The organism is Arthrobacter sp. TE26545 (genome assembly GCF_056279005.1).
In genome coordinates this window covers 4166211-4181505 of sequence record NZ_JBWBQM010000001.1, presented here as the reverse complement: position 1 = coordinate 4181505, position 15295 = coordinate 4166211, and the positions used below count along the sequence as shown (strand labels likewise).

At 68.1% G+C, this 15295-nt stretch carries 15 protein-coding genes; 3 read left to right on the top strand and 12 right to left on the bottom strand.

Annotated elements, in window-relative coordinates; genetic code table 11:
- Positions 1-63 precede the first annotated feature (63 nt).
- Together ACZ9CK_RS19155 and ACZ9CK_RS19150 are read left to right on the top strand one after the other, a co-directional pair.
- A complete protein-coding gene (locus ACZ9CK_RS19155) occupies positions 64-1038 on the top strand; it encodes an NAD(P)/FAD-dependent oxidoreductase (protein WP_476050798.1) in 975 nt (324 codons plus the stop codon).
- 124 nt (positions 1039-1162) lie between these two features.
- Positions 1163-2515 (top strand): uracil-xanthine permease family protein, encoded by a 1353-nt coding sequence (locus tag ACZ9CK_RS19150; protein ID WP_426301370.1) that lies wholly within the window; start codon positions 1163-1165, stop codon positions 2513-2515.
- 6 nt (positions 2516-2521) lie between these two features.
- Here ACZ9CK_RS19150 and ACZ9CK_RS19145 read toward each other — a convergent pair whose 3' ends face one another.
- The 12 genes from ACZ9CK_RS19145 to hxlB form a co-directional block, all read right to left on the bottom strand.
- Complete coding sequence (locus ACZ9CK_RS19145) at positions 2522-3097, bottom strand: hypothetical protein (protein WP_426301368.1); 576 nt, start codon at positions 3095-3097, stop codon at positions 2522-2524.
- A gap of 90 nt (positions 3098-3187) precedes the next feature.
- Positions 3188-3565, bottom strand: a complete 378-nt coding sequence (locus ACZ9CK_RS19140) for a hypothetical protein (RefSeq protein WP_476050797.1) — start codon at positions 3563-3565, stop codon at positions 3188-3190.
- Positions 3566-3599: 34 nt separating this feature from the next.
- Positions 3600-4526: an SDR family oxidoreductase gene (locus ACZ9CK_RS19135; protein ID WP_426301364.1), complete on the bottom strand. Its 927-nt coding sequence runs from the start codon at positions 4524-4526 to the stop codon at positions 3600-3602.
- A 376-nt stretch (positions 4527-4902) separates the two neighbouring features.
- Positions 4903-5367 carry a GatB/YqeY domain-containing protein gene (locus ACZ9CK_RS19130; protein ID WP_426301362.1) on the bottom strand — a complete coding sequence of 155 codons (465 nt, stop codon included), beginning with the start codon at positions 5365-5367 and terminating at the stop codon, positions 4903-4905.
- A 183-nt stretch (positions 5368-5550) separates the two neighbouring features.
- Entirely contained in the window at positions 5551-6426 is an 876-nt protein-coding gene (locus ACZ9CK_RS19125) for an HAD-IIB family hydrolase (RefSeq protein WP_476050796.1), read from the bottom strand.
- Between the two features lie 4 nt (positions 6427-6430).
- Positions 6431-7573, bottom strand: coding sequence for a glycerate kinase (locus ACZ9CK_RS19120; protein ID WP_476050795.1), 1143 nt, complete (start codon positions 7571-7573; stop codon positions 6431-6433).
- A 41-nt stretch (positions 7574-7614) separates the two neighbouring features.
- A complete protein-coding gene (locus ACZ9CK_RS19115; protein WP_476050794.1) occupies positions 7615-10263 on the bottom strand; it encodes an AMP-binding protein in 2649 nt (882 codons plus the stop codon).
- An 80-nt stretch (positions 10264-10343) separates the two neighbouring features.
- The gene (locus ACZ9CK_RS19110) at positions 10344-11159 is read right to left on the bottom strand and encodes a glycerophosphodiester phosphodiesterase family protein (RefSeq protein WP_426301354.1); all 816 of its coding nucleotides are present in this window, start codon (positions 11157-11159) and stop codon (positions 10344-10346) included.
- Positions 11160-11208: 49 nt separating this feature from the next.
- Positions 11209-11457: a hypothetical protein gene (locus ACZ9CK_RS19105; protein WP_426301352.1), complete on the bottom strand. Its 249-nt coding sequence runs from the start codon at positions 11455-11457 to the stop codon at positions 11209-11211.
- A 106-nt stretch (positions 11458-11563) separates the two neighbouring features.
- Positions 11564-12412 (bottom strand): pyrroline-5-carboxylate reductase, encoded by an 849-nt coding sequence (gene proC, locus ACZ9CK_RS19100; RefSeq protein ID WP_426301350.1) that lies wholly within the window; start codon positions 12410-12412, stop codon positions 11564-11566.
- Between the two features lie 162 nt (positions 12413-12574).
- Positions 12575-13198, bottom strand: coding sequence for a 3-hexulose-6-phosphate synthase (gene hxlA / locus ACZ9CK_RS19095; protein ID WP_426301349.1), 624 nt, complete (start codon positions 13196-13198; stop codon positions 12575-12577).
- Positions 13199-13263: 65 nt separating this feature from the next.
- Complete coding sequence (hxlB, locus tag ACZ9CK_RS19090) at positions 13264-13869, bottom strand: 6-phospho-3-hexuloisomerase (protein WP_476050793.1); 606 nt, start codon at positions 13867-13869, stop codon at positions 13264-13266.
- Between the two features lie 142 nt (positions 13870-14011).
- Between hxlB and ACZ9CK_RS19085 the strand changes: the two genes are divergently transcribed.
- Complete coding sequence (locus tag ACZ9CK_RS19085; protein WP_426301345.1) at positions 14012-15292, top strand: helix-turn-helix transcriptional regulator; 1281 nt, start codon at positions 14012-14014, stop codon at positions 15290-15292.
- Positions 15293-15295 lie beyond the last annotated feature (3 nt).

The following is a 15295-nucleotide window of genomic DNA, read 5'->3' as shown; positions in this document are numbered from 1 at the left end:
CGGATTTCCCGAAAACAGCAACGATGGTTGCCGGTTCAGGGATGAAGCTCCAGCCTTGGACGCATGAGCGAATACGACGTTGTGGTTATTGGTGGCGGCGCGGCCGGATTGTCGGCGGCCTTGGTCTTGTCCCGCGCCGGGCGGAAGGTCCTGGTGGTGGATTCAGGGTCTCCGCGGAACGCGCCGGCGGCGCATATGCACGGCTTCCTCTCGCGTGACGGCATGCCGCCGCGGGAACTGCTGGCTGTCGGCCGGGAAGAAGTGCGCGGTTATGGCGGCGAGGTGCTCGACGGCGTCGTACAGGACCTGGTGCCGGACGGCACCTCGGGCTTCTGGGTGCTGCTGTCCGGTGGTGGTCCCCCCAAGCACGGTTCGGCGGGCGCCGGCCCCGAGGGCGGGCGGCGGATTTCGGCGCGGCGCCTGCTCGTGGCGACCGGCTTGCGCGACGAGCTTCCGGAGATTGAAGGCCTGGCGGAGCTGTGGGCGAAGGATGTGCTGCATTGCCCCTACTGCCACGGCTACGAGGTCCGTGACCGGCCGCTGGGTGTCCTGGGAAGCTCCCCGGACTCGGTCCGCTACGTCCAGTTGATCCGCCAGTGGGCCAAGGACGTGGTGCTCTTTGTTCCCGAGGGGCTCCTGACCGCCCAGCAGCGCACCGAGCTGACGGCCCGGGCAATCGGGATCGTGGAAGGGACAGTCCAGCGGGTGGTGGCGCAGGACGGCCACCTCTCCGGGGTGGAAATGACGGACGGCAGGCTGGTCCCCCGGGGCGCCCTGTTTGTGCCGCCGCGCTTCGTGCCGAACAACGGCCTGCTAAGCGGCCTGGGCTGCGAAACGGACGACGCCGGCTGGGTGGTCACGGACGGGGCCGGGCTGACGAGCGTCCGCGGCGTGTATGTTGCCGGAAACCTGGTGAATCCGCGGGCCCAGGTCATCACGGCCGCCAGCGAAGGATCGGTGGCAGCCGCGGCCATCAACGCCGACCTCGTGGAAGAGGACATCAGGGAGTCCGTGCGCAGCTTCAATCTGGGGTACTGATTTCCTTTCCGTTGCGGGGCCTGCTTTACGTTCTTTATTCGAGCCAAAGCACGTAAAGCGGGCCTCGCATTTCGGCGGTAAAGTGGCAGCGAAACCCCGCAATCTCCTGAGGAAGGCCCCTGCCATGAGCATGCTCGGCGTCAAATGGAAGCTCCACGGCAACGGCAAGACCATCCGCCCCGGCCAGGTGGTGGCCCCCGAGGAGCGGCTGGCCTGGCCGCTGACCATCGGCGTCGGCATGCAGCACGTAGTGGCCATGTTCGGCGCCACGTTCCTGGTGCCGATCATCACCGGCATGCCGCCGGCCACCACCCTGCTGTTCTCCGGCATCGGCACGCTGCTTTTCCTGGTGATCACCCAGGGCCGGGTGCCCAGCTACCTTGGTTCCAGCTTCGCCTTCATCGCCCCCATCCTGGCGTCCCAGCAGCAGTACGGCGTGGCCGGTGCGCTGGGCGGAGTGGTGCTGGCCGGCGTCGTACTGGCGCTCATCGGCGCGGTGGTGAATAAGTTCGGCGCGGAGTGGATCAACCGGACCATGCCGCCGATCGTAACGGGCGCCATCGTGGCGCTGATCGGACTGAACCTGGCCCCGGCCGCGAAGACGAACTTCGACAAGGCGCCCATCACGGCACTGGTGACCCTGGTGACGATCATCCTGGTCAGCGTGCTATTCCGCGGGATCGTGGGCCGCCTGAGCATCCTGGTGGGCGTGGTGGTCGGCTACCTCACGGCCATGGCGCGCGGCGAGGTGGACTACTCCAAGATGGATGCCGCGGCGTGGATCGGCCTGCCGCATTTCCAGACGCCGGAATTCCACCTGGGCGTGGTGGGCCTGTTCGTGCCGGTGGTGCTGGTGCTCGTCGCCGAGAACGTTGGACATGTGAAGTCCGTGGCCACCATGACCGGGCGGAACCTCGACGACGTCTCCGGTCGCGCGCTGATGGCCGACGGTGCCGCGACCATCCTGGCCGGCTTCGGCGGCGGTTCCGGCACCACCACCTATGCCGAAAACATCGGCGTCATGGCCGCCACCAAGGTGTACTCGACGGCGGCCTACTGGGTGGCCGGTGTGTTCGCGATCCTGCTGAGCTTCTCGCCGAAGTTCGGCGAACTGATTGCCACCGTCCCGGCGGGCGTGCTGGGCGGCGCGGCCACCATGCTCTACGGCATGATCGGCATCCTGGGGGTGAAGATCTGGGTGCAGAACAAGGTCAACTTCTCCAACCCCGTCAACCTGACCACGGCCGCCGTCGCGTTGATCATCGGCATCGCGGACTACACCTGGACCATCGGCGAACTGAAGTTCACGGGCATTGCGCTGGGGTCGGCTGCGGCGTTGGTGATCTACCACGGCATGAGGGCCGTCGCCCGGGCGCGCGGCACCGCGGCCGAGCCCGAAATGGAAACCGCAGGGCTTCCGCCGGCCGCGAAGTCGGCGATCAACGCTGCGGCGAAGCGGCACCCGAAGAAGCGGTAAGGGCTCCTAGCGGCGAGTTCTTTTTTGTCCTCCTTGGATGCCTTGGCCGCCTTGGTCGCCGCTTCGGAAAACGGGGCCATATGAGAAGCCAAGGGCCAAAGCCCAGGCCGCGAAACCGGCTACCAGGCTGGGCCAGCCGAAGCCCCGGTTGCCGTCGGAGGGCGTGGGGAACAGGGGCAGGCCGTGCGGATAGATCGTCAGTTCATACGTGTCGGTTCCTCCGACGATCAGCAGAACAGTCAGCAACGCCCACCACGCCCAGCGTTGGGCGCGACGAAGTCCCGTATGGGCAACCCACACCGCAAGCACAAGGCCAGCCACGGACATGCCGGCGCCGCCGACCATGTGTGCCAAGGTGTGCGCCTTCACGAGACCCAGCACTCCATCGTCCGTGTTACTGACAGGAGTGGAGGCCATGAACACCAGCTGCCATGGGTCCTCCCCCGCGAGCAGGAGTGCCGCGACGGCCAGCATCCACGCCGCCGCGTTCAAGCGGCCGATCCGGCGCGCGGCCAACGCGAGGGCCACCACCGCCGCGATGCATGTCGCCGCCCAGACGGCACCTACAGTGGCCTGATCCATAACCCCATTGAGGACTCCGAAACGGGGGGTGTCAACGAAGGATCTGCCCCGAGCCGGCACGAAGCCTTACCGTCGGCCGGGTACGGCCTCCTACCCGGCGTCGAACCTTTCGCCTTCTTCCTCGTCATCGCGCGGCGACTTCTCCTGCGGCCGGCCGGTCCCGCCGCCGTCGGGATCCTTGGACGAATCAACATCGGGGCGATCCAGCACGTCGGTGTTTCCTTCGTCCATCTCCGCCTCCGCTGACGGAAGGACGACGTCGGGCCAATCAGTGTGCCGCTCGGCCTTGGCCTGTTCTTCGGTGCCGCCCATGCGTCCGGCGCCCGGCTCACCCGCGCTGTCCGCGTCCTCGTCGATGGCCTGTTCGGTCCGGGGCTGCGCCAGCTGTTCGCCGCCCATTTCCTGCTCCACCGTGGGCGTTCCGTAGCCGCCCGCTTCCTCCTCAGGGTTCCTGCGATCCTGATCCATGGTGTTCCTCCCTTTCGTCGAGGTTGGTGGGGAACTAGAGTCCCTTGCCGCCCGTCACGGGAAGCACGGCGCCGGAGATGTACGAGCCTTCGTTGGACGCCAGCAGAACATAGGCCGCGGCGAGTTCGGCGGGCTGGCCCGCGCGTCCGAGTGGCGTGTCCTGCCCGAAGTCAGGCAGGTGGTCCGGCCATTCAGTGGCCGGGATCAACGGTGTCCATATCGGCCCGGGCGCGACGGCGTTCACCCGGATACCCTTCGGCCCAAGCTCCTGTGCGATCGCCTTCGTGAAGGCCACCTGCGCGGCCTTGGTCATCGCGTAGTCGAACAGTCCCGGGGACGGGTTGAAGGCCTGTATCGAGGCCGTGGTGATGATCGACCCGCCTGGCTTCATGTGCGGGACCGCCGCCTGCGCGGTCCAGATCAGGCTGTAGAGGTTGGTCTTAAAGACCCGGTCAAACTCTTCCGTGGGGGTTGAATCGAGGCTCTCGCGGTTCTTCTGGTACGCGGCATTGAGGACCAGGACGTCGAGCCGGCCGAACTCGCCAACCGTCTTGTCGACGATCTCCGTGCTGAACTGCTCTTCCCGCCCGTCGCCGGCGAGCAGCAGGGAACGCCTGCCGGCTTCCTGGATGAGGTCCGCCGTCGCCTTGGCATCTGCCTCTTCCTCGGGGAGGTAGGAGATCGCGACGTCGGCCCCCTCCCTTGCGAAGGCAATCGCCACCGCCCTGCCGATACCGGAGTCCCCGCCGGTGATCAGCGCCGCCTTGCCGTCCAGCCGGCCGTGGCCCTCGTAGCTGCGTTCGCCGTGGTCCGGCGTGGGCTCGGTCTTGGCCGTGAGGCCCGGTTGTTCCTGCTCCTGTTTGGGAAACGGGCCGGAGTGGTAGCCGCCTCGCGGGTCCGACGGCGGCGAATCCAAGGCGTCCGGGGCTTGCTGGGATGGGTGCTGCTGTGAATCGCTCATAGTCCACCTGCTCGTCTGTTCGGTCTGCCGGTCGAGGAAGTTCTGCGTTCACTGGACGTGTCGTCCACACATTCGACGCTAACGGGGCGCCAAGGCCGAGTCCATGGTTTTCGGAAAAATAATCAGCAGACTTACTAAAATCCGGCTCTGAGGCTAAATTGTCGCACCCCCGGGTGGCGCGCGCCCTCGCGCGAGCTCGCGCAGCGGTCGGTGGCGGCGGAGGTCGCCGCTGCGACCCGGATGAGTGGCCGGACGGTGCAGCGCCGGATGGGCCAGGCGGTTGAGGTGGCTACCGGGTTCCCGTTGACTTTTCGGGCGCTCTCGGACGGACGGCGCGACACTGCCGGGCCGCCGTCGTCGCTACCGCTCCGCTCCGCTACGTGAGGCGTTTGCGGACGATCTCGCTGACCGCCTTGCCGTCGAAGCGGCCGGCAACCTTCTCGGTGACCGGCTTCATGACATAACCCATGTGCATGAGCGACAGCTCCACGCCGTCGGCCTTGAGCGATGCAATGGTCTCGTCGACAATGGCCTCGACTTCAGCAGCGGTCAGGGGTTCGGGGAGATAGGCCTCGATGACCTCGGCCTCTGCGATCTCCGTGGCGGCACGCTCGGACTCCCCCGCTTCCTCGTAAATGTGGGCGGTTTCGTGGCGCTTTGCTGCCTCTTTCTGCAACATGGCCGTGATCTGGGCGTCGTCCATGTGGATGGGCGTCTTGCCGGCCTTCTCACGGGTGTCGATCTCGCTCAGGACATTGCGCACGGCGGACAGGGCCACGCGGTTGCCGTCCTTCATGTGGCTGACGACGTCTGCGTGCAGCCGCTCCTTCAACGTAGACATGGTGCTCCTCGATTCGATACGCCGGCTGGCTGGCTGCCAGCCCGGCCAGCGGTGACAGCGTCCCGGCGGGGCGTCGCATCGTAGGGCATGGCGGACGTCGGGCCATGCTGGTACATCAATTATCTGCCCGGGGAGTGGAAGCGGCGACCGCCTTCGATCCCCGTTGTGCGCCGTGGTGGGGGCTCAGATCAGCCCGAGCTCCTCGAATGCCGCCACGAGGCCTTCCTGCTGCGGCGGCGCGGCGGTACGGTCTGCCAGGGCCAGCAATTCGGGCGAGGATCCCTCGATGGCGACCCCGATGCCGGCGAAAGCGACCATCTCAAGGTCGTTCTCGCCGTCGCCCACTGCGATGCTGTTTTCGCGCGAAATGCCCAGGTGCGCGATCGCCGCGGCAACGCCGTCGGCCTTGCTGATGCCGCGCTGATACAGCTCGCCAGCGTGGCGGCCTTCGTCCGCGATGGAATTCTCGACGACGGCGATCCCGTCGCCGATTTCCTCAACCAGCAGCTGCATGGGGACCGGCGAGTCGAACACCGAGACCTTGGAGAACGGCACTTTGGCCAGGTCCGGGACACGCTCCAGTGCGCCGAGGATCGCGGACGATCCTACCTCGCGGCCGTCCGGCGCCTGGCTGAAGTGTTCCTCGATGATGGCACGCAGGCGTTCCTCCGCCGCCGGTGCCACGTGCAGGGATTCCTGGGCTTCCAGGACGTAGACGGCGTCGTGCGCGTCAAGGGCGGCGACCGTGCGGGCGGCGAGATCCGCAGGGAAGCGCCGGTCCACGAGGACCTCTCCCGCGACCTCTACATAGGCGCCGGCGCTGGCCACGAGCCCGTCGAAGCCTGCTCCGCGGATGGCTCCGGGCAGCATCGAGACGGGCCGGCCGGTGCACAGGAACACCCGGTGGCCCGCTTTGCGGGCCGCCTGGACCGCCCGCACATGGCCCGCGGGCACAACGCCGTAGTCCGCGTAGGTGCCGTCCACGTCCAGGAAGACGGCGCGGACGGTCCCGGCTTTGGTTCCTGCGGCGGGACTTCCGGTGTTCAGCTCAGCGCTCATGCGCTTACGCCCCTTCGAGAAGCTGGCTCGTAGCCCAGGCGAGGTACTTGGCGGCGTTGGCAACGGCGTCCGCGATGTCCGGTTCGCCGTCGCGCTTTTGTGCGATGTCCAGTAGCTGGGCGGCGCCTTCCACGCCGTGCTTGGCGAGGTCTTCGGGCGTGACCGCAATGCGTCCGGCCACCACGAGCACCGGGATGCCGCGGTCACGTGCGGCATCGGCGAGGCCGATCGGCCCCTTGCCGCTCAGCGACTGGGTGTCCAGCGAACCTTCGCCCGTGATCACCAGGTCGGCCCCGTCCAGCTGGGATTCCAGGCCGGTCAGCCCGGCGACCAACTCGAAGCCGCCTTCCAGCTGCGCTTCCGTGAAAGCCAGGAACGACGCCGGGAAGCCGCCGGCAGCGCCCGCGCCGGGGATGTTGGTGTCCCGGCCCGTGGCCTCCCGAAGCACGGATGCCCAGTTGCGCAGGCCGGCGTCGAGCAGTTCCACGGCGTCCGCGTCCGCGCCCTTCTGGGGCCCGAAAACGTGCGCGGCGCCGTCGCTGCCGTAGAGCGGGTTGCGGACGTCGACGGCGATCCGGAAGGTGGTCTTTGCCAGGCGCGGATCCAGCGCGGAGACGTCGAGGGCGGTGATCTCGGCCAGCGAACCACCGCCGAGGGGGACCACGTTCCCGGCGGCGTCGAGCGGCTTGAGGCCGAGCGCGCGCAGGGCTCCGCTGCCGCCGTCGGTCATCGCCGAGCCGCCCAGGCCGAGCACGATCTCGGTGGCCCCGGCGTCGAGCGCCGCGGCGATGAGCTGCCCGCAACCGTAACTGTGCGCGCGCAGGGAGTTTTCCGGCGTCGGCTCCATGCTGGCGAGGCCGGAGGCCTGGGCGGTTTCGATCACGGCGGTGGCACCGCCGAAGGAGTTTTCGCGGATCGCCCAGGCGGCGCCGACAGGCTTGAGGATGGGGCCGGTGACGGCGTTGACGCGTTCCTCGTAGCCGGCGGCGACGGCGGCTTCCAAGGTCCCCTCGCCGCCATCGGCGATCGGGAAGCGGGTGACGACGGCGTCCGGGTAGACCCGCAGGGCCCCCTCGGCGATGGCTGCGGCCGCCTCAGTGGCGGTCAAGGAGCCTTTGAACTTGTCCGGGGCGATCAGAATGCGCATGGGCCCTATCTTGCCATCCAGCACCGACCGGATAAGCCGCGTTACGCCGTCGTAAGCGGCGCAGTCGCACTATGGTTCCGCCGCCTCCCCAGACGCCGCTCCGCCAGGCCCAGCAAACGCATGGAGACGGCCCAGTACGCCACGCCGGCAGCCAGCGAAGCCAGCAGCGCCAACAGGGGGCTGGTTCCGGCGAACAGAGGGTACACCAGCCAGTGCGTCAGGTAGATGTACAAGGAGGCGCTGGCCAGGAGCCCGAGCGGACGCCTCAGCACGGCAGGCACCAGCAGGGTGGGCAGCCAGATCAGCACGAGAACGCCGGCGATCACCGTGTTCTCCCGGAGCTGGTCGCCGAAGAAATAGCCCGGCACGGTCAGCACCACCAGCGCCGACACCAGCAGCCGCTGCGGCAGGGTCCTGGACCGCGCCACCACCCAACCGAAGGCGAACAGCCAGAACGTGGGCATCGGGTGCGGGAGGCCGGGGTCCACGATGTCGTACCGGCTGATCAGGCCCAGCCCGGCGAGCGCCAGCGGGAAGGCGAACTGGAAGCGCCGTTCCAAGCGCCCCACGGCGGGCACGGCCAACAGCACGGCCAGCCCCACCAGCATGTACACGAGCACTTCGATGAACCAGAAGTGCCACTGGGTGGTCACTTCCTCGGGCCCGATCATCGAGTTCAGCAGGAAGATGTTCGCCACGGTGTAGCGGTCCGTCAGCACGAAGGCGACGGCGATGAACGCCATTGCCGGGATCACCAGCCGGCCCAGGCTGTGCAGCTGCCGTTTCAGCCGCCGGCCCCCTTTGCCGCCCAGCTGGAAGCGCGCGAAGTTGTACCCGGCCACGGCCATCAGGATGTGCGCCGAGCCCTCCCAATGGAACAGCCCGATATGCGTGGCCGCGATCAGGATGATGCCCAGCGCGCGCAGCACGATTCCGCTCTCCAGCGGGGCGAACAAGCGCTTCGCGGGTGCGAAGCGGCGCTCTGCCGGAGCGGCTTCCCGCGGCACCAGGTCGCGCACGGGGGTGACGTGCCAGTCCGGCGGCAGGTGGCCGAGCGCCTTCTCCAGGCGGATGGACGCGGCCACATAGGACAGCGAATCGCCGCCCAGGCTGACGAAGGTGTCCCCGTCCGCGATGTCGTCCCGTTCCAGCGCGTCGGCGAAGATCGTGCGGGCGTCCTCCGACCGCTTCGTCTCGCGTACTGCGCCTGAATGCACGACGGCGGGACGTCCGGCGGCGGTGACCGCGCCGTCGTCGGGCAGCCCGTCCGCAAGTTGCAGCACCGTCGGGTAGTCCGTCTTCCCGGTGGAAAAGCGCGGCAGGGCCGCGACGGCGTACATCTGCAGGGCCGGGCGCGGCAGGCCGAGGCCCTGGGTGACGATCTTGGCAAGCAGCTTGGTGTCGTGCTCACCCTCGACGGCGACCACGAGTTTCTCGTCCGAACCTGCGGCGGCCGCGGTGATGCCGAGCTCGGCCAGCATGGCCTCGACCTGTCCAAGATCGATCCGCAGGCCGACGATCTTCACGAAGCGGCTGCGCCGGCCGACCACCTGGTAGAGGCCGTTGTCCTGGCAGCGGGCGAGGTCTCCGGTGCTGAGTTCGGTGATGGTCCGGCCAAGCGCCAGGTCCTCGGGGCTCCGGGCGTAGCCGAGCATGACGTTGGGGCCGCTGTAGACGAGTTCGCCGACAGGCCCGTCGGCCGGGTCCAGGCCGTCGACGGGTTCGATCCGGAAGGAGCCGCCGGGCACCGGAACGCCGATGCTGGAAGGGTTCGCCACGGCGAGCTGGGGCGGCAGGTAGGCCATGCGCGCGGTGGCTTCGGTCTGCCCGTACATGACGAACAGCTCCCAGCCACGGCGCCGGCCAAGCTCCGCGTAGTGCTGGACCTTCTCCGGGGCGAGCCTGCCGCCGGCCTGGGTGACATAGCGCAGGGCGGGCAGCTCCATGGCGCCGAAGCCAACGCGTTCAAGGAGTTCGAAGGTGTAAGGCACGGCGGCGAAGGAACTTACCCGGTGGCGCCGCATGAGGTCCCAGAAGCAGGGGTCCACCACTGACAGCTCGGTGAGCGCAAGGGCGGCCCCGCGGAGCAGGTGGCTGTTGATGACCGAGAGTCCGTAGCAGTAGGACATCGGCAGCGTGGTGGCGGCGCGGTCGTCAGCGCCGATGCGCAGGTATCCGGCGATCGACTCCGCATTGGCCTGCACGTTGTCCTGCGACAGCCGCACGAGCTTGGGCGATCCAGTGGAGCCGGAGGTGCTCAGCAGCAGGGCGAGTTCCGGGTACAGTACGTGGCCGCTGCCGGGGCGGCGTTCCTGCAGCACGGGATCGGCGGTGGCTTCGGCGCCTGACTTTTCAGTGCCTGACTTTTCAGTGCCGGAGTGCATGACGACATCCGGATCATAGGCCGCGATCAGCGACTCCAGGGCGGCCGGCTTGTCCGCGGGGACGATCATCAGCGGGTGGCCGCCGGAGAGCGCGGCGAGGTAGCCGACCAGGGACGCGACATCATTCGCGGCGGCGAGCGCCACGAGGCGGCGCGTGGTGCCAAGCCGAGCGGCCACGGCGTCGACGCGGCCGGCCAATTCCTCATAGCTGATGACGGTGTCGCCAGTGATGACGGCGGCGCGGTTTCCGAAGCGGGCCAGGCCCGCGACAAACGGGATCCGCGCGAGATCAAGGGGGATGGTCACCCGAGCGATTTTATAGGATAGCCTTAGCTAACTTCATTTGAGTTTCTGCAAGCGTCACCAATCCAGTCACGGGTGTCACTTCACCACCATTGGCCACGCTTTTCGAGCACTTTCTTCAGCAGGTCGGCCCTGTCCGTGACGATTCCGTCCACGCCCTGCCCTTCACCGCCCAGCCCTTCACCGCGCAGGTCCAGCAGCCGCTCCATTTCCGCCGGATCGTTGACGGTCCACACGTGCACCTGCAGCCCCAGGCGACGGGCCCTGCCGAGGAAGCGCGGGGTCAGCAGCTCCAGCGGGCCGTAACGGACGGGCACCTGGAGGGCGTCGACGTCGTGCATCACCCTGGCGAGCCAACGCTCCGGAAGGAGCGGACCGGCAAGGGCGAAGACTGCCGTGGAGACGATCCCGGCGGACGACGCCGTGCGGCGGCTGAGCCTTTTCAGCACGGCCCGGCGGCGGCGGTCGGAGAAGCTGGTGATGAGGACGCGTTCGTGCGCTGCGCAGCGTTCGATCACCGCGGCCAGGGGCGCCACGGTGTGCCAGTCCTTGACGTCGATGTTCAGCCGGGCGTCCGGGAATTCCCGCAGGATGTCCTCGAGCAGCGGGACGGCTTCGCGCCCGCCGATCTTCGCCCGGGACACCTGTGCGTAGTCCAGTTCGCTGATCCGGCCGCGGGAGTCGGTGACGCGATCCAGGGTGTGGTCGTGGAACAGCAGCACCCTGCCGTCCGCGGTTGCGCGGGCGTCCGTCTCAAGGTGCGTGATGCCAAGCCCGACGGCGGCGCGGAAGGCCGCCGCGGAATTCTCCAGTCCTTCGCGTGAGAAACCGCGGTGGGCCAAGGCAAGGGGACCGCTGGCGCCACCGGGTCGCAGGAAATAGGGCAGAGGCTGGCTCACCCGCGTAGCGTAGCGCAGCCCAGCCCAGCCCAGCCCAGCCCCCGAAGGCTCAGCCCTCGTGGCGGACGATCTCCACGCCGTCGGCGCAGTGCACCAGCGTACGGCCGCGGCCGCCGTCGAGGTTCACCCACACGATGCTGTGGTCGCCGGACACGGCGTCCACAGATCCCCGGTCCTCGTATCCCGGGGCGAGCTTCACGCTTACGCGGTCGCCCCGGCGCAGTTGCTTCCAGTGTTCGGCAGGCTCGGCGCGGCGGATCGGCGCCTCGTACATGCCGTTCGTCTTTCGCTTGGCCATGATGTCCCCCTGAAGTGAGCTCTCAGATATGAAGCCAGCCTAAGAGGCTGAGTTGAACGCCAGTTGGATTCCAGGTGTGAGTTTCCGGTGAGCTTAATCGCGCGTCTTAGTCGAGCGCGGTTTCGCCCAGTAACGCGGTGATTTCGGCGGTCCGTTTCACGGTTGCGCGGGCGCCCTCGGCGATGATGCCGGGAACATCCCGGCCGTCGAAAACGGCGATGGCGCGTGAGGTGATGGTTTCGGGGCCGGTCATCGCGTTCCTCAGGGCCGTTGCCGTGGCGCCCGGCTCGCCGAGCATGAGGCCCGCCCCGGCCACCGTTTCCTGGGCAAGGAGCTCGGACAGCTCCCGGTCCAGGCCTAACTCCTCGCCCGCGGCCGCCATCGCTTCCGCCAGGTAGTACGCGTACGCCGGGCCGGAACCGCTGATGGCAGAGACCAACGCGATCTGCTCCTCCGGCACCTCCACCACGGTTCCGGAGCCTTCGAAGACCGCCCTGGCCTGCTGAAGCTGCGCGGGGCTGCAGGTGCTGCCGGGCGAGAGCGAGACGACTCCACGGCCCAGCTTGAGGGGCGTGTTCGGCATGCTCCGGATCACCGGCTGCCCCTGGGGCAGGGCTGCCTCGAGCTGCGCGAGCGGCAAGGCCGCGGCCACGCTCACCACCACGGCGTCCGGCCGCAGCGACGGGCCGATCGCCCGGGCCAGTCCGACCGTATCGCCCGGTTTGACGCCCAGCACGACGACGGCAGCCCCCTCGCACGCGCTCCGGTTGCCTTCCGGCTCCTCCTCGCTGGAGATGAACCTGACACCGGGATAGCGGCTGGCAAGCCCGGGAACACGTTCGGCCCGCCGGACCGTCGCGACCACGTCTTCCGGAGCGGTCCCGGCCTCCAGGAGCCCGGCCATGATGGCTTCGTTCATTTCTCCGCAGCCGAGGAAAGCAATCATGCTGGTCATTCGTCCTTCCCGAGTTCGGCAGGAAAACGTTGGCAAAAGAAAACAGCGGCGGTGCGCACCCAGTCCTGCCGGGACATGGAGTCCTGTCCGCCGTCCCGGCAGGAACGCACCGCCGCTGTGGCTTGTTTGCCCGCGAGGGGCTTGCGCTGGACGCGCAGTCCGCTAGATGATCGCGGCGCGCAGTTCCTTCGCGGCAACGGCCGGGTCGTCGGCGCCGTAGATGGCGCCGCCGGCGACGGCGACATCAGCGCCGGAGCGCTGCACGGCAGCGATGGTGGACAGGTTCACGCCGCCGGCCACGGAGAACGGCACGCGGGCTTCTTCCCCGGCGTTCAGAAGCACGTTCAGGTCGTAGCCCGGCTTGGCCTGCTCGTCCAGGCCGGCGTGCATCTCGACGAACTTCGCACCCAGGGCACGGACTTCCTTGGCACGGGCCACCTTGTCCTCGATGCCGATCAGGTCCACCACAACACCCTTGTTGTGGGCCTTGGCCGCCTTGACCGCACCGGCAATGGTGGAGTCGTCGGCAGCACCCAGCACGGTGACCAGGTCCGCGCCGGCCTTGAACGCGATGTCGGCTTCGAGTTCGCCGGCGTCCATGGTCTTCAGGTCGGCGAAGACGATCTTGTCCGGGTGGGCCTCCTTGACGGCGGTGATGGCGGACAGGCCTTCGCTCTTCACCAGCGGGGTGCCGAGCTCGATGATGTCCACGTACTCGGCAACCTTGCCGGCCAGTTCGAGGGCAGCCTCGGTGGAAAGGACGTCAATGGCAACTTGCAGCTTCATGGGTATCTCACTTCTGGTTTGGTCTTGTGTGGGTTGTTGCAGGAAGTTACGGATGCTTGCGGGGCTTACTCGAGGTTGGCGTGGCGCAGCCACAGCTCCTCGGCCGGGGTCGCATCCCCGTCCCAGAGGGTCTGGAACACGGCCTCGGCGGCCAGGAACAGCACCTGTTCGAAGAGGGACCCCGCATACTGGCGGGACAGGCTGGAGCCGTGGTCCGTTTTCTGCGCGGCGGGAATGGTGACAACGACGTCGGCCAGTTCCGCGAGAGGCGACTCCGGGTTGGCGGTGTACACCGCCAGGCGGGCTCCGGCCCTTGCGGCCGTCTGGGCAGCGCGCACCACGCCGGAAGTCGTTCCCGAACCGGAGGCCAACAGCAGGACATCCCCCGAACGGATAGCAGGGGTGGTGGTGTCACCGGCGATATGCACCTCGAGGCCGAGGTGCATCAGGCGCATGGCCACCATCCGCAGGACCAGGCCGCTGCGGCCGGCACCGGCAACGAATACCCGGCTGGCGGTCCGGAGTTCCTCCGCCAAGCGGGAGAGCTGGCCGGGGTCGAGTTCCGCGGTGGTTCCAGCAACTTCGCCCCGCACAAGCGACAGGTTCGCCGAGATCAGGCGTGATGTTTCTGTGTCAGATGCGGTGGGGGCCACCTCAGCGGTGAGGGTCATTTGCCATGCCTCCTGTTCTGCCCGGGAAGTTCTTGTGCTTCAATCGTCGCTCCCGGAACGGGTGTGCAGAACAGCGAAGACGGGCAGTGTTTGCTACCCGTTCGGGTAGTCAGGCCGGGGCGCGAGCAGCTAAGGTGGCGGGATGACTTCAGCGCAGAAGACCAGAACCCTGCTCGACGACGTCGCCGCCCTGGTGAATGCCCCCCTGATCGACATCGCCGAGCGCCTGCGCGAGGCGGTGCTGCCGTACATCGGCCACAGCGCGCTCATCATCTTCACCGAGGACTGCACCGGCCGCCCGCAGAAGAAGGCCGGAGCGGAAGCGATCATCAGCCGCGTGTCCGTTCCCGAACTGGACCAGCTGCGCACCCACGTGCCGGAACGCGAGCCCTGGGAAGGAACCGCAACCATCGCCGGTGCGGAGCACCCGGTCCTGGCCCTGGCCTCGGAGACCAATGCCCTGGTCACCCTGACGGCCCCGCAACTGCCGGCAGACCCGGCGGACCGGGCGGAGTCCCTGCGGATGCTCGGCTACCTGTGGGGGCTGGCGGCCCGGCGCATCCAGGAGAAGGTCGCGGATGCACCGCCGTCGTACCTCCTGGAATCGCGGGCGGCGTCAGCGGAACGGCTGCGGGTCACGGCGGAACTGGTGGATCGTCACTCGACCACCCTCGAGACCCTCCTGGCGGCCCTGCGTTCCCAGGCCCTGGACGATGCCGCTGCCCGTCGGAACGTCACGGACCTCGCCGTGAAGGCCCTCGTGGAGCTGCGGACAATCAGCGACCGCACCACGGACCTTGTGGAAGAACCCGTGGCCACGGCGTTCGAACGGCTGCGGGAGGACCTGCGGCCCTTGATGCATTTCAGCGGCATCGACGTGCAGTTCATCGAGCCGCCGGTCAACGGCCGCGCCCTCCCCGGCGAAGTGGCGCACGCGGCGCGGGCCATCGTGCGCGGGCTGGTGCTGGCAATCGTGGAGCAGCCGGAGGTGCGCAGGGTCCGCGCCCAGTGGGACTGCGACGGCGAGAACCTGCTCATCAACGTGCGGGACGACGGCCAGGGCGAGCTGTCCGCTGATTCACCGAACATCGCCCGGCTCGCCTCCCGGGTGGAAGCACTGAACGGGCGGATGAACCTGGAGGTCATGGCGGGATGGGGCGCCGATGTGCAGGTGGCCCTGCCGCTCGATCCGCCCTCCGCTCCGGTGGCTGACGCCGGCGGCTGGGGGCTGGCCGAACGGGAACTGGAAGTCCTCCAGCTGCTCTCGGCCGGCCAGCGCAACCGGGCGATCTCCGCGAAGCTCCACATCAGCGAAAACACCGTTAAATTCCATCTGCGGAATATCTTCCGGAAGCTCGGCGTGGGCTCGCGCACGGAAGCGATCGCCCTCGCGCACAGCCACGGGATGCGGGCACAGTCCTAGGGC